The following is a 15,935-nucleotide window of genomic DNA, read 5'->3' as shown; positions in this document are numbered from 1 at the left end:
TACTTCCTACCTTGGCCTGTGTAAGAGGGGCCACTAGGTAGGACGGCGGCGCTACTTCAGAAGTTCCTGCACCCGGTGCCAGTCGGTTTTGACAAGAATCTCGCTGATCAGGGCCTCGTTGCCGCGCAACCGCACGATCACGGATTGCGACGTGCCGCCCGGGACCGCCGTGGCCGTGACCTGATAGGCGTGCTCTGACCGCTCCCGTACCTCTGGGGCCGACACCGCGCCGAAATAGACCAGGGCTTCCGCCGCGCAGTACTTCTCCTCGGTTCGTTCCACGCCCTTGGTCCGAAACACGTTCGATGGCGTCGTGATCACCGCCACCGCACCGGCAATCGCCACCTGGCGCGACGGCGCTGGCGCGACCCCCGAATCGATGCCAAACGCATAGGCGGGCTGATTGAAGTCAACGTCGATGGTGACGTGGGCTTCGGCGTCGATGCGGGCCCCGGCCACGCCCTCGTCCGACAGGCTCACGCCGTCCACGTCCTGCGAGCGGCCCGTCCGCTTCGCTTCCGCTACGGCGTGCTCGTACTGCAGTTCGGCGCGCCGCTGCGCGACCTCGACGGCGGCGCCGATCAGGGCCATGGCCCTCGCGGCCCGCGTCTGGTTGACCTCGTTCAGCGGATTGGCCAGCACCTCGATGATGCGCTCGCCCGGCTGCAGCGGACGCACCATCCACAACGGGACCGGCGAGTTGTTGGCCGGCATCGAACCGGTATCGTCGGTGTCGGGATACGGCAGCGCCGGCGCCACCGCCGCGCGCACGACCGCCATCACGCGATCCCCGGCGGCCGTGCCCTGGGCCTGCGCATGAACCGGGTACGCCAATACGAGCACCGCGAGGAGCACCCTGGCACCCTGGCACTTATTCATGAGTTTCCTTCCAGAATTGCGCGAGCAGGTTGGCGGCCACCTGCGAGCGATACTCCCCCGTCGACCGCACATCGTCAATCGGGGCAATCTCTTCGCGCAACAACACTTGCGCGGCCGCCAGCGAGCCGCCGGCCGCGAGCAACCGCGCCGTCTTCTGCGCGAGCACCACGGTCGGTCCGACCGACCCAAAGGCCATACGCACACTGCCAATGTGGCGTCCGGCTTCTTGACCGCCGTAGCCTCGGCGAAGGTGGTTAGCCGGACCATGAACCCCCGCCATCGTGATCTTCGAGATCGCCTGGGCGCGACGCGTGCCGACCTTGCGCCACCACTGGCGTCCTTCGATGGCCGGAATCTCGACCGCCGTGATCAGCTCGTCGGGGCGCCGCACGCTCGTGCGATAGCCCGTATAGAACTCGTTGAAGGGCACACGCCGTTCCCCCCCGGTGCTGCGCAACACGATCCGCGCGTCAGCGGCTGCCAGCACCGGCAACGTATCGCCGGCCGGCGAACCGTTCGCGATGTTGCCGCCAAGCGTGCCGCGGTTCTGGATCTGCGCGCCACCAATCTCCCTGGCCGCCGCGACCAGCATCGGCACCCGTTTCCTGATGATCGGCGACGCGATGATCTCGCTGTAGGTCGTGAGCGCGCCAATCCGCACTCCCTGACCAGCCCTACCCGCCCTACCCGCCCGACCGGCCGTAATCCCCCGCAGTTCGTCGAGCGGCCACAAGTCGATGAACCGGCGCTGGTCGCTCGTACCGAAGTGCAGGCCGACCATCACGTCCGTGCAGCCGGCGATCGGCGTCAGCGTGGGCTCGCTGGCGAGCATCGCCAGCGCCGCCTTCAGGTTGCGCGGCCGGTGCAGCGTGAGCGTCCTAGCGTCGACCGGCACGCGGACCCTTCTTCCGGAATCCCGCTTCAACCGAGTTGAAGATGCTGATGTAGCCCGTGCAGCGGCACAGGTTTCCGGCAAGCGCGGTCTTAATCTCGTCGCGCGAGCAGCCCGCCTTCAACGTGCACGCGGCCATGATCATGCCAGGGGTGCAGATGCCGCACTGCGCGCCGCCGTGCTCGACAAAGGCATCCTGCAGCGCCTTGGCATTCTTCTTCGCCACCGCCGCGCCCTCGATGGTCACCACGCGGCACCCCTCGACCTGCGCCACCGGAACCAGGCACGAATCCACGGCGACGCCGTCAACCAGCACGGTGCAGGCCCCGCACTCGCCCTCCCCGCAGCCCTCCTTGGTGCCGGTCAGCCCGCAGTGCTCGCGCAGCACATCGAGCAGCCGGGTCATCGGCGGCACGTCGAGCCGGCGCCTCTTTCCGTTGATCGTGACCATCATCGCCATGAACTTGTAACTGCAACTGAAACTGAAACTGAAACTGCAACTTTCAACTGAAACTACCAACTTTCAACTCTTCAACTTTCAACTTGCCCTTCATCAGCCGTTCGGGCGTGGCGGGGAGGGAGCGCACGTCGAACCCGCAGTGCCTGAGCGCATTGATCACCGCCGGCGCCGGTCCGTCGATCGGCATCTCGCCCACGCCCTTGGCGCCGAACGGACCGTGCGCGTAGGGACGCTCGAGCACGACGACGTCAATCGGCGGCGCATCCATGGGCGTCGGGATGATGTAGTTGGTGAGTTGCGCATTGGCCATGCGGCCGTCGCGCATCACGACCTCTTCGAGCAGCGCCCAGCCCAGGCCCTGCGCAGTGCCGCCCTGGATCTGGCCCTCGGCCATCACCGGGTGAATCGCCTTGCCAATCTCGGCGACCGCCGTCACGTGCGTCGGCGTCACCTCGAACGTCACCGGGTCCACTTCGATCTCCACCACGTTGCAGCCCCAGGCATAGCTGCCATACGCGTCGCCGGCATACCGGACGTCGTCCCACAGCTGGCCGGCCGGTGGCTCGTACTGCATGGTCACGGTGAACGGCCCGTGCTTCTTGAAGTACTGCGGCGGCGTCAGCCGGCCGAGCTTGCGCCGCATGCCGCGCGCGCACCGCTCCAGCAGCTTGCCGACGATCATGCAGGTGCGCGATGCCACCGTCGGCCCACTGTCGGGCACCGCGTCGGTATCGGGGACGTGCACCGTGATCGCCGCAAACGGCACGCCCAGCGCGTCGGCCACGATCTGCGCGAGCATGGTCCGCGTGCCCTGGCCAATCTCCGTGCTGGCCACCAGGATGCGGGCGCCGGTGGCGGTCAGCTCGAGCGACGCCTTCGAGGCCAGCTTGACCTCGCCGGCACCGGTGAAGCCAGAGCCGTGAAAGAACAGCGACAGGCCGATGCCGCGATTGGTGCCGCGCCACTGGCGGCGCTTCTGCTTGAATCCCGATCGCTTGACCGCCTCGCGCAGCACCGGCAACGCGCTCGCGTCCTTGCCCAGCTTCTGTCCGGTCGCGGTGGTATCGCCCGGACGAAGCGCGTTGATTTCCCGCAGGCGCACGGGCTCGAGACCGAGCGCGTCGGCCACCCGATCCATGTGGGCTTCCACGCCGAACTGCGTCTGCGGCGCGCCGAAGCCGCGGAAGGCGCCGTTGGGCGGCGTGTGCGTCATCATCGCCCGGCCGCGAATGCGGACGTGATCGCAGCGATAGGGACCGGCGGCGTGAATCACGCCGCGAGACAGCACCACGCCGCTCAACGTCGCATAGGCGCCGCCGTCCAACACCACTTCGATGTCCATGGCGGTTATCCGCCCATCGCGGGTCAGGCCCGTCCGGTGCCGAACGATCGCCGGATGCCGCTTGGTCGTCGCCAGCAGGTCCTCGACCCGGTCGTAGATCATCTTGACGGGCCGGCCGGCCTTCATGGCCAGCACCGCCGCGTGGCATGCCAGCACCGAGGGGTACTCTTCCTTGCCGCCAAAGCCGCCGCCGGTCTCGGCCTGGACAACGCGCACCCGGTGGCCGGGCAGGCCGGTGACCCCGACCAACGCCTTGTGCACGTAGTACGGGCACTGCAACGATCCGTAGACGGTGATGTGGCCGTCGCCCGGCACGGCAATCACGCCGTTGGTCTCGATGTAGAGCTGTTCCTGGTGGCCGGTGCGGTATTCGCCTTCAACGACGATCTCAGCCTCGCGAAAGCCCTGGTCGAGGTCGCCCTTGTCGATGTTGATCTTCTTGAAGCAGGTGTCAGACGACTCGGGATCGTAATTCGGGGCCAGCGCTGTGTAGTCGAACCGCACGCGCTGCTCGATGCCAAACAGCGCGCGGCGATCGGCATGCGCCACCAGCAGGACCGGCTCCGCCACGTGCCGGATCTCGCCTTCGCTGAGGCACGGCTGATCGGGATCGATCAGCGCGATGTAATTCTGGCCCGGGACATCACGGTAGTCGGCAACGATGAAGTCGGGAGAGAGCGCGAGGTGGGTGTTGACGATCTCGCCACGAGGAATGGTGGAGCGAATGGTCGCCCCGAACAGCATGCCGGGGAACGCCAGGTCGTCGATGTACTTGGCGGCGCCGGTGACTTTGGCGTCACCGTCCTTACGACGAACATTGGCCCCTACCGCGCGCCCCATAGCCAGACTCTAGCCTATCTTGCTGAGGGGAGGTCCGGGTGCTAGAGTGCCATTGTGATCTTCAAGATTGAGCTCGAACGTGAACAGGACGGCCGGTGGATCGCCGAGATTCCTGACCTCGCCGGAGTGCTCTGTTATGGGGCAGATCGGCCAGAGGCAGTGGCGAAGGTCCAGGCCCTCGCCCTGCGGGTGCTGGCCGAGCGCCTCGAACACCAGGAGGCTCCGGGTGAACTCCTGAACGTTTCCTTTCAAGCTGCGTGAGCAACTGGCCTGCCGCGAAGGCACGGCGCGTCCTCGCCGCGCTACTGCGCATCGGTTGGCGGATCAAACGACAGTCGGGCTCCCATCGGACGCTCGCGCGCGACGGGTGGGCGGACTTCGTGTTCGCGTTTCACGACGACGAGGAAATCGGACCTGCCATGCTTGCGCGAATCGCTAAACGGACAGGCCTTCAGCCAACAGACCTCTAAGATTCCACGCCGCCTACCTGGGTTCGAGACGGTCTATGACGGCTTGAGCGCGCTTGTTGACACCGCTACGCTCGAGCGCGAGACGCCCCATTTCGACGGCACGGTCACGCGCTCCAAGCTGTTCGAACACTTCTGACAACAGCGCTGGCGCGCGGCTTTGGTTGTTCAAAGTCACTGCGGCGGCAAGCGGGACGATTGCGGTCGAAGGCGCCCTCATCCATCAGCGCCCTCCTCCTCGTACAGTTCGTTGTCCGAGATAGGTGCCCGAGTCAGCCACCAGCCATCGTCGGAATCACTTCGACGACATCGCCATCGGCAATCGGCCTCTGGTCGACCGCGTGCAGCAGTAGCTCGTCATTTACGGCGAAGTTATAGAGGGGATCATCGAGTTGCTCGCCTAGTCCCGGGGCCAGGCGTTCGAGCGCCTGCAGCAGTTGGCCGACCGTCGACACGCTCTCGTGGACGACGAGTGACGTGCCGCCGGCAATGGGTTGCAGCGCCGCCGGAAAGTTAACGGTCACCACCAAGGGCGCCCACCAGTTCCTTGCGCCACGCATCCTCGGGCGCGCCCTCGCTTGTGAGCCGCGAAATCGCGTAGAAGCGCGACAGCATGGCGTCGAACTCCTGGCGATCGATCTTCTCGCCCTTGTAGGGGCCGTCGGGATTCGGCTCGTCGAACCAGCGATCCGGCAGCGTGTCATCCTTGCGGCGCACGCCGAGGCGATGGTTGATTAGGCGTTCCACGCCCATCACGTTCAAGCCGCACTGCTCGAGCGCCTCGTCCGTGAACACCAGCCCGGTGACATTCGCGAGCTGCTCGCGGAACTCCTGGATGCCAGGCAACGACGGGCTATTGAACAGCTTGGTCGTGAAGCGGCACATGCCGACGGAATCGCCCACCGCGTAGATGTTCTCGCAGGCGCGCACGGCGCGTTCCTTGTCCACGTAGCTGTTGGGCTCAGCGCTCACCGCCCCGCCATACAACTCCGACTTGAAGGCCGGGTTGTCGTTGATGCGGGCGTTGATCTCGAGCGTGGCGCGATTGCGCAGGTGATCCATGCCGCGCGTCGCCACGGCCAGGCCCAGCGCGAACGCCTTCAGGATGCGCGCATCGTGCGGATCGCTCTGACCCAGGCCCTTCACGGCCATCCGGTACTTCAACGCCTCGGCCGGGTAATGCCCCTGCTCCACCGCGCGCGTGCTGTCGGCCAGCGCCGCGCCAAAGCCCTCGCGCGCCGCCATCATGAACAGCAGCTTCTCGATCGTGTCCGCGTCACCCCAGGTGAGCGGGATGCCGCCGGTGTGTGCCGTCGTGATGATGCCGCGCTGGAACAACTCGAACGCCCAGGCGAGGGCTGATCCGGTCGAGGCCGTATCGAGCCCCAGGTCGTTACAGATGTTGTTCAGGCGAATTACCGAGACGACGCTGTCGATGCCGAGGTTGGGACCGAACTTGCCGAGCGTCACGTACTCCGGACCATCGCCCTGGTCGTACTTGTCGGGCGACTCGCTGTGCAGGTCGTTCAGCGGCCGGCAGTTCACCGGGCAGCGGAAGCAGCCCTCCATTCCGGGGCGATATGCATCGAAATGCTCGGCGTCGAGCCCGTCGGTCCAGGTCGTTTCCTGGTTGTTCTTCGTGCCCATCGCGCCGAGCAGCCGGCTGGGCTTGTACAGAAACGGCGTGCCGGTCTTCGACAGCGCATTCTTGACCACCGACGTCGCCAGCAGCTTCTGCGCAATGGTCCGGTTATAGGGCTTGTACGGTTGTGCGGTGACGAACTCGCGCGTCTGCGCCACCGTGACAATGCCCTTCAACCGCAGCGCGCCCATCTTGGCGCCGGGGCCGCCGCGGGCGTAGATTGCTTTCGGGCCGCCCATGATCCCGCTGGTCAGTACCTGATTCTCGCCGGCGCGGGTAATGTTCACCATCGCCATGTTGCGGGCCCACTTGCCGCCGACGTCTCGCGCCACGGCCTCGCGCAGGTCGAGGTTGTCCATGCCGACATACGGCGCGGCATCCTCGAACGTCACCACACCCTCGCGAATCATCACCATCGTCCAGGCCGCCGCCTGGCCGTAGAGAACGAGGTGATCGAAACCGTTCATGCGGAGGAACGACGGGAAGTAGTCGCCGGCGTTGGAGTCGAGCAGGACCCCCGACTCCGGCGACCACGACGTGCAGTTGCCACGCGCGGCGCTGGGCACGAGTCCGGTCAACAGGCCAGAGCCGAAGATCAGCGGGATACCGGGATCGAGCGGCGTCAGCGTTTCGTCGAGCAGCCGGTGGAGGTAGTACATGTTGGCGCCGCGGCCGCCGAGCACGGTGCGCGTCACCGCCAGCGGCGTGAACGCGGTGTGCAGCTCGCGACGCTCGAGGTCAACGAACAGGGTGGCGCCTTGTGAGGGGAATTGCGCTTCACGCGGCATCTCGTCAAGGAGACGAGCAACCCGGTCACGAATGGCCATGCATCCAGTATACGAGTGCGCACTCCCGGGGGGTAGAATGCCCCTGTGAACTTCTTTGCCGTCTCGGTGCTCTGCGCGGTGTGCCTTGCGGCCGCCTCACCAGCTGAAGCCCGGCAGCCGGAAGGCGCGCTGGACCTCAACGCCATCACCCAAACCATCACCGCGAACGGCATGGCGTTCCCGGTGATCGATCACGGCACCGGTCCCGCCGTGCTTCTTCTGCACGGCTTTCCCGATTCGCGATTCCTGTGGCGCCACCAGATCACGCCGCTGGTCGATGCCGGCTTCCGGGTCATCGCTCCCGACCTGCGAGGGTTCGGCGACGCGCCGAAGCCGGCCGCCGTTGAGGATTACCGGCTGCAGGTCATCGCGCCTGATGTGATCGGCATCCTGGATGCGCTCGGCGTGAAGCAGGCGCGCGTGGTCGGTCACGATTGGGGCGCGGCGCTGGCGTGGTTCCTGGCCATGACGCAGCCGGCGCGCGTGGAGCGCATCGCCGCGTTGTCGGTGGGCGCCATTGGCAATTCGGGATCCAGCACCCTGGCCCAGCGCGAGAAGTCGTGGTACTTCCTATTCTTTCAGTTCGAAGGGATTGCCGAGGCGACCTTGATGGCCAACGACTGGGCGTTCTTCAAGCAATTCGCGCGCGGCCAGGGCGATCAGGAGCGCAATCTGAAGGATCTCGCCCGGCCAGGCGCGTTGACCGCCGCGTTGAACTGGTATCGCGCCAACGTGCGGCCGCAGATGCCCGCGCCCAATGCGTTCCCGCTGCCGAAAATGGCAATGCCCGCCATGGGCGTCTGGGGTGATGGCGATCCGTTCCTCACCGAAGAGCAGGTGACGCGATCGACGGAGCGGCTGTCCGGTCCGTGGCGTTATGAGAAGGTGACCGGCGCCGGGCACTGGATCATGCTCGATAAACCCGCGGAGTTGAATCGGCTGCTGCTCGACTTCCTCAAGTAGAGGCATTGTGAGAAATCTTCTGTTCGCTCTGACCGGAGCCTTCCTGATCATGACCACCTCGTCCGCACAACAGATTCAGCCTGGCGACCGCCCGTCGGGCAACCTCCGCGGGACCCGCTCGCCGGCGGTGGGACGCCACGGCATGATTGCCACCAGCCAGTCGCTGGCCTCGGCCGCGGGCCTGAAGGTGCTGCAGGATGGCGGCAACGCCATCGACGCCGCCGTCACGGCGGCCGCGGTCCTTGCCGTCATCGAGCCGAGCATGAACGGCATTGGCGGCGACCTGCTGGCGCTCGTCTTCGACGCGAAGACGAAGAAGGTCTACGGGCTCGACTCCACCGGCCGCTCGGCCTACGCCGCCACGCCCGAAGAGTTCGCGAAGCGTGGACTGAAGGAGATGCCGGGCAACGGCCCGTTGACGGTGGATGTGCCGGGGGTGGTCGAAGGCTGGCACCAGCTGCTGACGCGGTTCGGCACCATCTCGATCGCCAAGGCCCTGGCGCCGGCCATCACGCACGCGCGCGACGGCTTTCCTGTGGCGGAACTGATGGCCAGCGAGTGGCAGTCAAATGAGAAGCGCCTGGCGAGCGATCCGGCAACAGCCGCCACCTTCCTGCCGGCCGGCAGGCCGATGATGCAAGGCGACATCTTCGCCAACCCCCGCCTGGCACGCAGCCTCGAGATGATCGCCAAGGAAGGCCGCGATGCGTTCTACAAGGGCGCGCTCGCCCGCGCGATCGTCGCCGACCTGAAGGCGCGCGACGGCCTGCTCGAGATGAAGGACTTCGCCGATCACAAGGCCGAGTGGGTCGAGCCGATCGGCACCAACTATCGCGGCTACGACGTGCTCGAAATGCCACCCAGCACGCAGGGCTTCGTCGCGCTCGAGATGCTGAACATCATGGAAGGGTTCGACCTCAAGGCGCTCGGCCACAACTCGGCCGACTACCTGCACGTCGTCACCGAAGCCAAGCGGATTGCCTTTGCGGATCGCGGCGCCTACCTGGCCGACCGCGACCACATGGCCAAGGACATCCTGAAGACGCTGCTGTCGAAAGAGTACGCGGCGGCGCGGCGCAAGGAGATTGACATGGCCAAGGCCGCGAAAAGCTACGCGGCAGGCACGTCCGCCGGCGCAGGGCGACCGACGCAGGATTTTGCCGGCCGCGATCTCGGCGACACCATTTACCTGGCGGCCGCCGACAGCCACGGCAACGTGGTCTCGTTCATCCAGTCACTGTTCGGGTCGTTCGGCGCGGGATTCGTGGCCGGCGAGACCGGCATCACCCTGCACAACCGCGGCTCCGGCTTCGTGCTCACGCCGGGGCATCCCAACCAGATCGGCCCGCACAAGCGGCCGTTGCACACCCTGGTGCCGGCAATGATCATGAAGGACGGCAAGCCGTGGGTGTCGTTCGGCGTGATGGGCGGCGACAACCAGGCGCAGGCGCACGCGCAAGTGGTCGCCAACTTCGTGGACTTCGGCATGCACGTGCAGGAAGCCGGCGATGCCGCCCGCATGCGGCACATGGGCAGCCGGCTGGGGCTCGAAAGCGGCATTGGCGCCGACGTGCGCAAGGCGCTCGAGGCGAAAGGCCACACGGTGGCCGAGGGCCGCGGGCAGATGGGCGGCTACCAGGCGATTTTCATCGACCCGCGAACAGGCGTTCTACTTGGCGGCTCCGATCTACGAAAAGACGGACTCGCGATAGGGTGGTAGGAACAGGGTGCCTAAGGTGCCTGGGGTGCCTAAGGTGCCTAGGGGGAAACGCAATGCATTCATCAAGACTCGTAATCGCAATTGCTCTGGTCGCCTCGTTCGCTTGTGGCAAATCCGACGCCGAGAAGCAAGCCGAGCAGGCAGCGGAAGACATCAACAAGGCCGCTGAGGCCATCACGCAAGCCCAACAGCAGGGCGGCGACACCGCCAAGGGCATGGCCGACATGGCGAAGGCCATGCAAGGCATGGCCGCGGCCGTTGGCGGCGGCGCGGACGGCAAGCCGGTCGAGCCGGTCGCGACCGACGCGCTCAAGGCCACGCTCCCGTCGGTCAGCGGCTGGACGATGGACGCACCCGACGCCGAGCGGATGACGTCGCCCATTGCGTATTCGCAGGTCGAGACCACCTACAAGAAGGGCGATTCGGAGATCGAGTTGCGCGTAATCGACACCGGCTACGCGCAAATGCTGATCGCGCCGTGGTCGATGTTCCTGGCGTCCGGCTACAGCCGCGAAACCGGCGACGGCTACGAAAAGTCGATCTCGATCGGCGGTAATCCCGGATTCGAGAAGTTCGACAACGGCTCAAAGCGCGGCGAGCTGAACATCTTCGTCAACAAGCGCTTCATGGTGTCGCTCGAGGGCAGCGACCTCGCCGACACCAAGGTGCTGCACGAGTTCGCGTCGCAGATGGATTTCGACAAGATCGCCGCCTTGAAGTAGTGCCAGGAGGGCCGCAGTCAAGGAGTGCCAGGAGGGCAGCACTTTAGTGCTGCCCCACCTGCCAACCCGCCCGACCTGCCCCACCGGCTTTCTGCTACAACCTGAATCCCGCCTTCAACGGATCATCCCCATCGATCAGGAACGTGTGCTCGCCGGTAATCCACGCCGAGCCCTCGATCTCGGGAACAATCGCCGGCCGCTCGCCGACCTGCAGCCGCTCGGCGACGCGTCCCGTGAACGTCGTGCCGACAATGCTCTCGTGAATGAACGGCACATCGTCCAGGAGCAGGCCCATGTCGTTCAGCACGGCCATCACCGCCGCGGTACCGGTCCCGCACGGTGAGCGATCGACCTCGGCGTCGGCGAAGACCGTGACGTTGCGCAGGTGGGCGTCGGGCAGCTGCGCGGGCGCGGTGAAGATGGTGCCGTAGATGCCGGCCAGGCCCGGATCGTCGGGGTGCACGACCTGGCGCAACTTCTCCACCTCGCGCGCGATCACCATGCCCAGCTTGCGCAGCTCGGGCAGGTGCGCAGCATCAATCGGCACGCCGGCGGCTTCGGCATCGACAATCGCGTAGAACGCGCCGCCGAAGGCGACATCAACCGGGATCTTGCGGCCGCCGACCGGCACCAGCAGCGACGGCTCGAACACGAACGAGGGTACGTTGCGGAAGGCGACGGACTCGACGCGGACGGCGTCGCCGCGATAGCTCACTTGGGCCCGCGCTTCGACGCGTCCGGCCGGGGTGTCGTAGCGCAACTGCACGGTCGACGGCCGGCCTTCCTGCTGTGACCAGATCAGCCCGCGCTCGATGGCAATCGTGCTGACGGCAATAATGCCGTGACCGCACATCGTGCTCCAGCCTTCGTTGTGCATGAACAGGATCCCGGCATGGCCATCGCGCGTGACCGGCTCGGTCAGCAGCGCGCCGTACATGTCGGTGTGCCCGCGCGGCTCGAGCATGATCGCCTTGCGCAGGTGGTCGAGCCGCTTGGTGGCCCACGCGCGCTTGTCGAGCATGGTGCGGCCTTCCGGGCTGGGAAGGCCGTCGATGACCAGGCGGAGCGGCTCGCCGGCCGTGTGCGAGTCGATGGTCTTAATGCGATGAATCAACGACGAGAGTTTATCCCAAGGTTCAAACACAGGGGTTCAAACACAGGGGTTCAAACACGGGGGTTCAATCACGGGGGTTCTAGCACGAGGGTTCAAACACGGAGGTTCAAACGCGGGGGTGCAAACACGGGGGTGCAAACACGAGGGTTCAAACACGAGGGTTCAAACACGGGGATTCAAACACGGGGGGTTCAAACACGGAGGTTCAAACACGGAGGTTCAAACGCGGGGGTTCAAACACGGGGGTTCTAGCACGAGGGTTCCAGCACGAGGGTTCTGAGAACCATTGTGGTTGAACCATCGGGATTGAACCATCGGGATTGAACGTTGATATCGTTAGTCGCCTGTATGCGCGCGTTCTACTCCGACCACTTCGTCCTGCCGCTGCCTGACGGCCACAAGTTCCCCATGGCGAAGTACTCGCGCTTGCGCGAACGCATCCTGGCCGAAGGCATCATCGCGGCCGATCGACTGCACGAGGCGCCGGCTGCCGATTGGGACGACCTGCGGCTGGTGCACGACGCGGCCTACGTGGATGCCGTCGCGAATGGCACCGTGCCACCGGACATCCAGCGGCGCATCGGCTTCCCGTGGTCGCCGCAGATGGTCGAGCGCGCCCGCCGCTCCGTTGGCGCGACCATCGCCGCGGCGCGGGCGGCGCTTGATGACGGCACCGCCGCCAACCTCGCCGGCGGCACGCACCACGCGTTTGCCGATCGCGGCGAGGGCTTCTGCGTGTTCAATGACGTCGCCGTCGCGTCACGCGTCTTGCAGCGCGACCACCATGCCCGCCGCATCGCGATCGTCGATCTCGACGTGCACCAGGGCAACGGCAGCGCCGCGATCTTTACCGGCGATCCATCGGTGTTCACGTTCTCGATGCACGGCGCCCAGAACTTCCCGTTCCGGAAGGAAGTGAGCGACCTCGACGTGCCGCTCGCCGACGGCACGGGTGACGTGGAGTATCTGGAGTTGCTGCAGGCGCACCTCCCGTCGGTGTTGAACAGCCATCAACCGGATTTCGTCTTCTATCTTGCGGGCGCGGATCCGTATGAAGGGGATCGGCTGGGACGGCTCAAGCTCACCATCGACGGCCTCCGCCAGCGCGACGAAATAGTGATGGGCGCCTGCCGGGCCGCCGGCTTGCCGCTTGCCATCTCCATGAGCGGCGGCTACGCTTCCGACATCGACGCCATCGTGACCATTCACGCCAACACGATCCGGTCGGCTGTTAACTTTCTAATCGGTGTCTAATCTGTGTCTAATCTGTGGCCCTTCGGTGTTTAATCTGTGGCCATGGCCCAACGTTTTCGCCTCCTGACCGAACAGCAAGTCCAGTCGCTCTTGCCCATGAGCGACCTAATCGCCGCCATGGAGGCGGCGCTCGCGCGCTTCTCGGCCGGCGAGGTGTTGCAGCCGGTCAGGTCGGTGTTGACCGTCGGCCCGACGAAGGCGTACTTCGGATTGATGCCGGCATACGTGCCGAACCCGGGCAGCCTCGGCGCCAAGCTGGTGACGGTGTTCAGTGACAACCCGTCGAAGCAACTGCCCTCCCACCTGGCGACGATCCTGCTGCTCGATCCGGAGACCGGCTCGCTGCAGGCGCTGATGGACGGCCGCTACATCACCGAGGCCCGGACCGCCGCGGTGTCCGCAGTGTCCGCGCGGTTTCTCGCCAGGCGCGACGCCGCGACGCTGGCGATCATCGGCAGCGGCGTGCAGGCGCGCAGCCACCTGGAGGCGTTCGCCGAGGTCCGGCAGCTGAAAGAGGTTCGGGTCTGGTCGCCGAAAGCCGCCAGCCGCGAGCGGTTCGTCGGCGAGATGACGGGCCACGTCCCCGTGCCGGTGCGCGCGACCAACACGGCCGAAGCCGCCGTCCGGGAAGCCGACCTCATCGTGCTCGTCACTTCGTCGGAAACGCCGGTGATCCAGAACGAGTGGGTTGGCGCCGGCGCTCACGTGGTGTCGGTCGGCGCCTGCCGTCCCACCCAGCGCGAGATGGACCCGGCCCTGGTCGCGCGCGCGCGGCTCTTTGTCGACTCGCGGGCCGCTGCGGTCGTCGAGTCGGGCGATATCGTGATGGGCATCGCCTCCGGATTGTTCAGCGCCACGCACATTTGCGGCGAGCTCGGCGAGGTCGTGCTCGGTCGCGTGAACGGCCGCACGAGCGATGCCGACGTGACGGTATTCAAGTCGCTGGGCATGGCGGTGGAGGATGTCGTCGCCGCCGACCTGGTGTTGCGGCGCGCCGTGGAAACCGGCGCCGGAACGGAGCTGACGCTATGACCGATGCCTATGTCGAACCGCGCAAGCCCAAACGCACCTGGCTGTGGATCCTGCTCGGCGTTTTCGCGTTCCTCTTTGTCATGGCCGTGGGCGGCGCCGCCTTCACTGCCTACTGGGTCACCTCGAACATGGAGTTCGTCGAAACTCCGGCGCCGGAGGCGGCCAGGGCCTTTGACGAGGTGCGAGCGAAGTTCCCCGGACAGCGGCCACTGATCGAGTTCGTCAACGGCGACCGCGGCAACGTCACTACCAACCAGGCGACCACCGCCTCGTCGGTCAAGCTCACCACGCTCCACATCATCGCGTTCGATGACGGCGAGGGGCGCATGGTGAAGATGGCCGTGCCGTTCTGGTTGCTGCGGCTGAAGTCCGGGCCGATTGCCTTCAGCTCGTACGCCAGCGGGTTCGACGACGAACGCGTGCGGCTGAGAGTGGAGGATCTCGAGCGGCGGGGACCAGGAATTGTGCTCGACCTCGATCACCCCACGGAAGGACGCGTCTTGATTTGGGCTGAGTAGCTATACGTGAAGAAACTTGCGCATCCGCGCCACGAACGTCTGCTTCGCTTCAGGGGGGCCGGCCGACGCGGCTGACGCGCGCGCTTCGTCCAGGCCGGTGCGGCGCGCCGTGACGACGCTGGAGATGTGATCGAGCAGCGCCGGGTCGGCCACCGCCAGCTCTCGAAAGTCCGCCGCTGAAATCTCCAGGGCCCGCACATCCTCGATCGCCCGCACCGTCGCGGTGCGGCGATCGCCGGTCAGCATCGACATCTCGCCAAAGAACCCGCCAGCCGGAAGCACCGCGATCTCCTGGCCCGACGGCTCGAGCGTGACCCGCGCGGCGCCGCCCAGCACGACGAACATCGAATCGCCCGCCGCGCCTTGCCTCACCACCGCCTCGCCGGCCGCGAACAGTCTCGGCCTCGATGCGGCCGCCAGCCGATGGCGCGCTTCAGCGCTTTGGGTGGCAAACAAGTCGACGCGGCCCAGCCCCTCGGCGGCCTCGAGCAACTGCTCCTCGGTTCGCGCCGGCTTCTCCTCACGTGAGTACTCGATCTGGATCGGCCACGGAATCTCGATGCCGTGCCGCCGCAGCGTGTACCAGAGGTTGACCCGCACCTGGTCCCTGGCCTCACGCTCTTTGCCGTAGTCGTCAACCCAGAACAAGGCCTGGTATTCGACGGCTGACGCACCAAAGCCCCGCACCAGCACCTGCGGCGCCGGCGCCTTCAGGGCCAGCGGCGCGTTGTCGATGGCCTCGAGAATCGCGCGCTTGGCGTCGTTCGGCGGCGTCTCGTAGCCGGTCCCGACCTCGACGCTGACGATGTTCGCAACCGACGGTTCCGAGTAGTTCAGGACCGGGTCCTTCGCCATCAGGCTGTTGGGCACGATCAGGAACTCGCCGTCCTTCGTGCGCAGCTTGGTGGCGCGCCACGTCACTTCCTGCACCTGTCCCTCGCGTTCGCCCACGCGGATCCAGTGGCCGACACGAAACGGCTTCTCGATCTGAATGGCGAGGCCGGCAAACAGGTTGCCCAGCGTGTCTTGCAGCGCGAAGCCGACCACGACCGCGCCGACGGCGGAGGTGGCGAGGAGTTGCTCGCGCAGCAGCATCGTCCCGATCGCCATGAACAGCGCGATCACGGCGACGTCCTGCACGATCCCCGGGAAGCGATCGCTCGGCCGATCGTCACGCCACTTGTTGGCGGCCAGGGCGACGGCGGCCGTGACCACCGCCAGCACCAGGAGGAGCCGGGCAATCGCCGACAACCAGGCGACGTC

General features: G+C 66.2%; 16 protein-coding genes. 8 read left to right on the top strand and 8 right to left on the bottom strand.

Features of this window, described 5'->3' with window-relative positions:
* Positions 1-51: 51 nt before the first annotated feature.
* Genes Q8T13_02210 through Q8T13_02195 form a run of 4 tightly spaced genes read right to left on the bottom strand, consistent with a single transcriptional unit; the run spans position 52 to position 4,413 of the window.
* On the bottom strand, positions 52-879 hold the full coding sequence (locus tag Q8T13_02210; GenBank protein ID MDP3716561.1) for a hypothetical protein: 828 nt from the start codon (positions 877-879) through the stop codon (positions 52-54).
* Positions 872-1,774, bottom strand: coding sequence for an FAD binding domain-containing protein (locus Q8T13_02205; GenBank protein MDP3716560.1), 903 nt, complete (start codon positions 1,772-1,774; stop codon positions 872-874). The genes Q8T13_02210 and Q8T13_02205 overlap by 8 nt, the downstream gene beginning before the upstream one ends.
* Entirely contained in the window at positions 1,758-2,225 is a 468-nt protein-coding gene (locus tag Q8T13_02200; GenBank protein ID MDP3716559.1) for a (2Fe-2S)-binding protein, read from the bottom strand. Before Q8T13_02200 ends, Q8T13_02205 begins: the two co-directional genes overlap by 17 nt.
* A 49-nt stretch (positions 2,226-2,274) precedes the next feature.
* Positions 2,275-4,413 (bottom strand): xanthine dehydrogenase family protein molybdopterin-binding subunit, encoded by a 2,139-nt coding sequence (locus Q8T13_02195; protein MDP3716558.1) that lies wholly within the window; start codon positions 4,411-4,413, stop codon positions 2,275-2,277.
* A gap of 54 nt (positions 4,414-4,467) precedes the next feature.
* Between Q8T13_02195 and Q8T13_02190 the strand changes: the two genes are divergently transcribed.
* On the top strand, positions 4,468-4,674 hold the full coding sequence (locus tag Q8T13_02190; GenBank protein MDP3716557.1) for a type II toxin-antitoxin system HicB family antitoxin: 207 nt from the start codon (positions 4,468-4,470) through the stop codon (positions 4,672-4,674).
* Complete coding sequence (locus Q8T13_02185) at positions 4,671-4,883, top strand: type II toxin-antitoxin system HicA family toxin (protein MDP3716556.1); 213 nt, start codon at positions 4,671-4,673, stop codon at positions 4,881-4,883. Before Q8T13_02190 ends, Q8T13_02185 begins: the two co-directional genes overlap by 4 nt.
* 269 nt (positions 4,884-5,152) lie before the next feature.
* Here Q8T13_02185 and Q8T13_02180 read toward each other — a convergent pair whose 3' ends face one another.
* Both Q8T13_02180 and Q8T13_02175 read right to left on the bottom strand, forming a co-directional pair.
* Positions 5,153-5,407: a MoaD/ThiS family protein gene (locus Q8T13_02180; GenBank protein MDP3716555.1), complete on the bottom strand. Its 255-nt coding sequence runs from the start codon at positions 5,405-5,407 to the stop codon at positions 5,153-5,155.
* Complete coding sequence (locus Q8T13_02175; GenBank protein ID MDP3716554.1) at positions 5,394-7,349, bottom strand: aldehyde ferredoxin oxidoreductase C-terminal domain-containing protein; 1,956 nt, start codon at positions 7,347-7,349, stop codon at positions 5,394-5,396. Before Q8T13_02175 ends, Q8T13_02180 begins: the two co-directional genes overlap by 14 nt.
* 45 nt (positions 7,350-7,394) lie before the next feature.
* Between Q8T13_02175 and Q8T13_02170 the strand changes: the two genes are divergently transcribed.
* The 3 genes from Q8T13_02170 to Q8T13_02160 are packed head-to-tail and all read left to right on the top strand — an operon-like array spanning position 7,395 to position 10,754.
* Complete coding sequence (locus tag Q8T13_02170; GenBank protein MDP3716553.1) at positions 7,395-8,312, top strand: alpha/beta hydrolase; 918 nt, start codon at positions 7,395-7,397, stop codon at positions 8,310-8,312.
* Positions 8,313-8,361: 49 nt separating this feature from the next.
* Positions 8,362-10,032, top strand: a complete 1,671-nt coding sequence (gene ggt / locus Q8T13_02165) for a gamma-glutamyltransferase (protein MDP3716552.1) — start codon at positions 8,362-8,364, stop codon at positions 10,030-10,032.
* Between the two features lie 53 nt (positions 10,033-10,085).
* Complete coding sequence (locus tag Q8T13_02160) at positions 10,086-10,754, top strand: hypothetical protein (GenBank protein ID MDP3716551.1); 669 nt, start codon at positions 10,086-10,088, stop codon at positions 10,752-10,754.
* Positions 10,755-10,848: 94 nt separating this feature from the next.
* On the opposite strand, the gene Q8T13_02155 is transcribed toward Q8T13_02160, so the two are convergent.
* Positions 10,849-11,868: a proline racemase family protein gene (locus tag Q8T13_02155; GenBank protein MDP3716550.1), complete on the bottom strand. Its 1,020-nt coding sequence runs from the start codon at positions 11,866-11,868 to the stop codon at positions 10,849-10,851.
* Between the two features lie 348 nt (positions 11,869-12,216).
* Here Q8T13_02155 and Q8T13_02150 point away from each other — a divergent pair, with 348 nt between their 5' ends.
* The 3 genes from Q8T13_02150 to Q8T13_02140 are packed head-to-tail and all read left to right on the top strand — an operon-like array spanning position 12,217 to position 14,672.
* Entirely contained in the window at positions 12,217-13,122 is a 906-nt protein-coding gene (locus tag Q8T13_02150) for a histone deacetylase (GenBank protein ID MDP3716549.1), read from the top strand.
* A gap of 42 nt (positions 13,123-13,164) precedes the next feature.
* Positions 13,165-14,154, top strand: a complete 990-nt coding sequence (locus Q8T13_02145) for an ornithine cyclodeaminase family protein (protein ID MDP3716548.1) — start codon at positions 13,165-13,167, stop codon at positions 14,152-14,154.
* A complete protein-coding gene (locus tag Q8T13_02140) occupies positions 14,151-14,672 on the top strand; it encodes a hypothetical protein (GenBank protein ID MDP3716547.1) in 522 nt (173 codons plus the stop codon). Before Q8T13_02145 ends, Q8T13_02140 begins: the two co-directional genes overlap by 4 nt.
* Here Q8T13_02140 and Q8T13_02135 read toward each other — a convergent pair whose 3' ends face one another.
* The gene (locus Q8T13_02135; GenBank protein MDP3716546.1) at positions 14,673-15,923 is read right to left on the bottom strand and encodes a mechanosensitive ion channel family protein; all 1,251 of its coding nucleotides are present in this window, start codon (positions 15,921-15,923) and stop codon (positions 14,673-14,675) included.
* Positions 15,924-15,935: the final 12 nt, after the last annotated feature.

The sequence above is a fragment of the Acidobacteriota bacterium genome (genome assembly GCA_030697165.1).
Classification (GTDB): domain Bacteria; phylum Acidobacteriota; class Vicinamibacteria; order Vicinamibacterales; family UBA2999; genus 12-FULL-67-14b.
Note: the sequence above shows the minus strand (reverse complement) of the source record. Positions and strands in the feature narration are given on the sequence as shown.

What these genes read in the sequence shown, in the direction of transcription:
- Q8T13_02210 (MDP3716561.1), bottom strand. Translation starts at nt 879, where the DNA reads ATGAATAAGTGCCAGGGTGCCAGGGTGCTCCTCGCGGTGCTCGTATTG.
- Q8T13_02200 (MDP3716559.1), bottom strand. Translation starts at nt 2,225, where the DNA reads ATGATGGTCACGATCAACGGAAAGAGGCGCCGGCTCGACGTGCCGCCG.
- Q8T13_02195 (MDP3716558.1), bottom strand. Translation starts at nt 4,413, where the DNA reads ATGGGGCGCGCGGTAGGGGCCAATGTTCGTCGTAAGGACGGTGACGCC.
- Q8T13_02175 (MDP3716554.1), bottom strand. Translation starts at nt 7,349, where the DNA reads ATGGCCATTCGTGACCGGGTTGCTCGTCTCCTTGACGAGATGCCGCGT.
- ggt (MDP3716552.1), top strand. Translation starts at nt 8,362, where the DNA reads ATGACCACCTCGTCCGCACAACAGATTCAGCCTGGCGACCGCCCGTCG.
- Q8T13_02160 (MDP3716551.1), top strand. Translation starts at nt 10,086, where the DNA reads ATGCATTCATCAAGACTCGTAATCGCAATTGCTCTGGTCGCCTCGTTC.
- Q8T13_02150 (MDP3716549.1), top strand. Translation starts at nt 12,217, where the DNA reads ATGCGCGCGTTCTACTCCGACCACTTCGTCCTGCCGCTGCCTGACGGC.
- Q8T13_02145 (MDP3716548.1), top strand. Translation starts at nt 13,165, where the DNA reads ATGGCCCAACGTTTTCGCCTCCTGACCGAACAGCAAGTCCAGTCGCTC.
- Q8T13_02140 (MDP3716547.1), top strand. Translation starts at nt 14,151, where the DNA reads ATGACCGATGCCTATGTCGAACCGCGCAAGCCCAAACGCACCTGGCTG.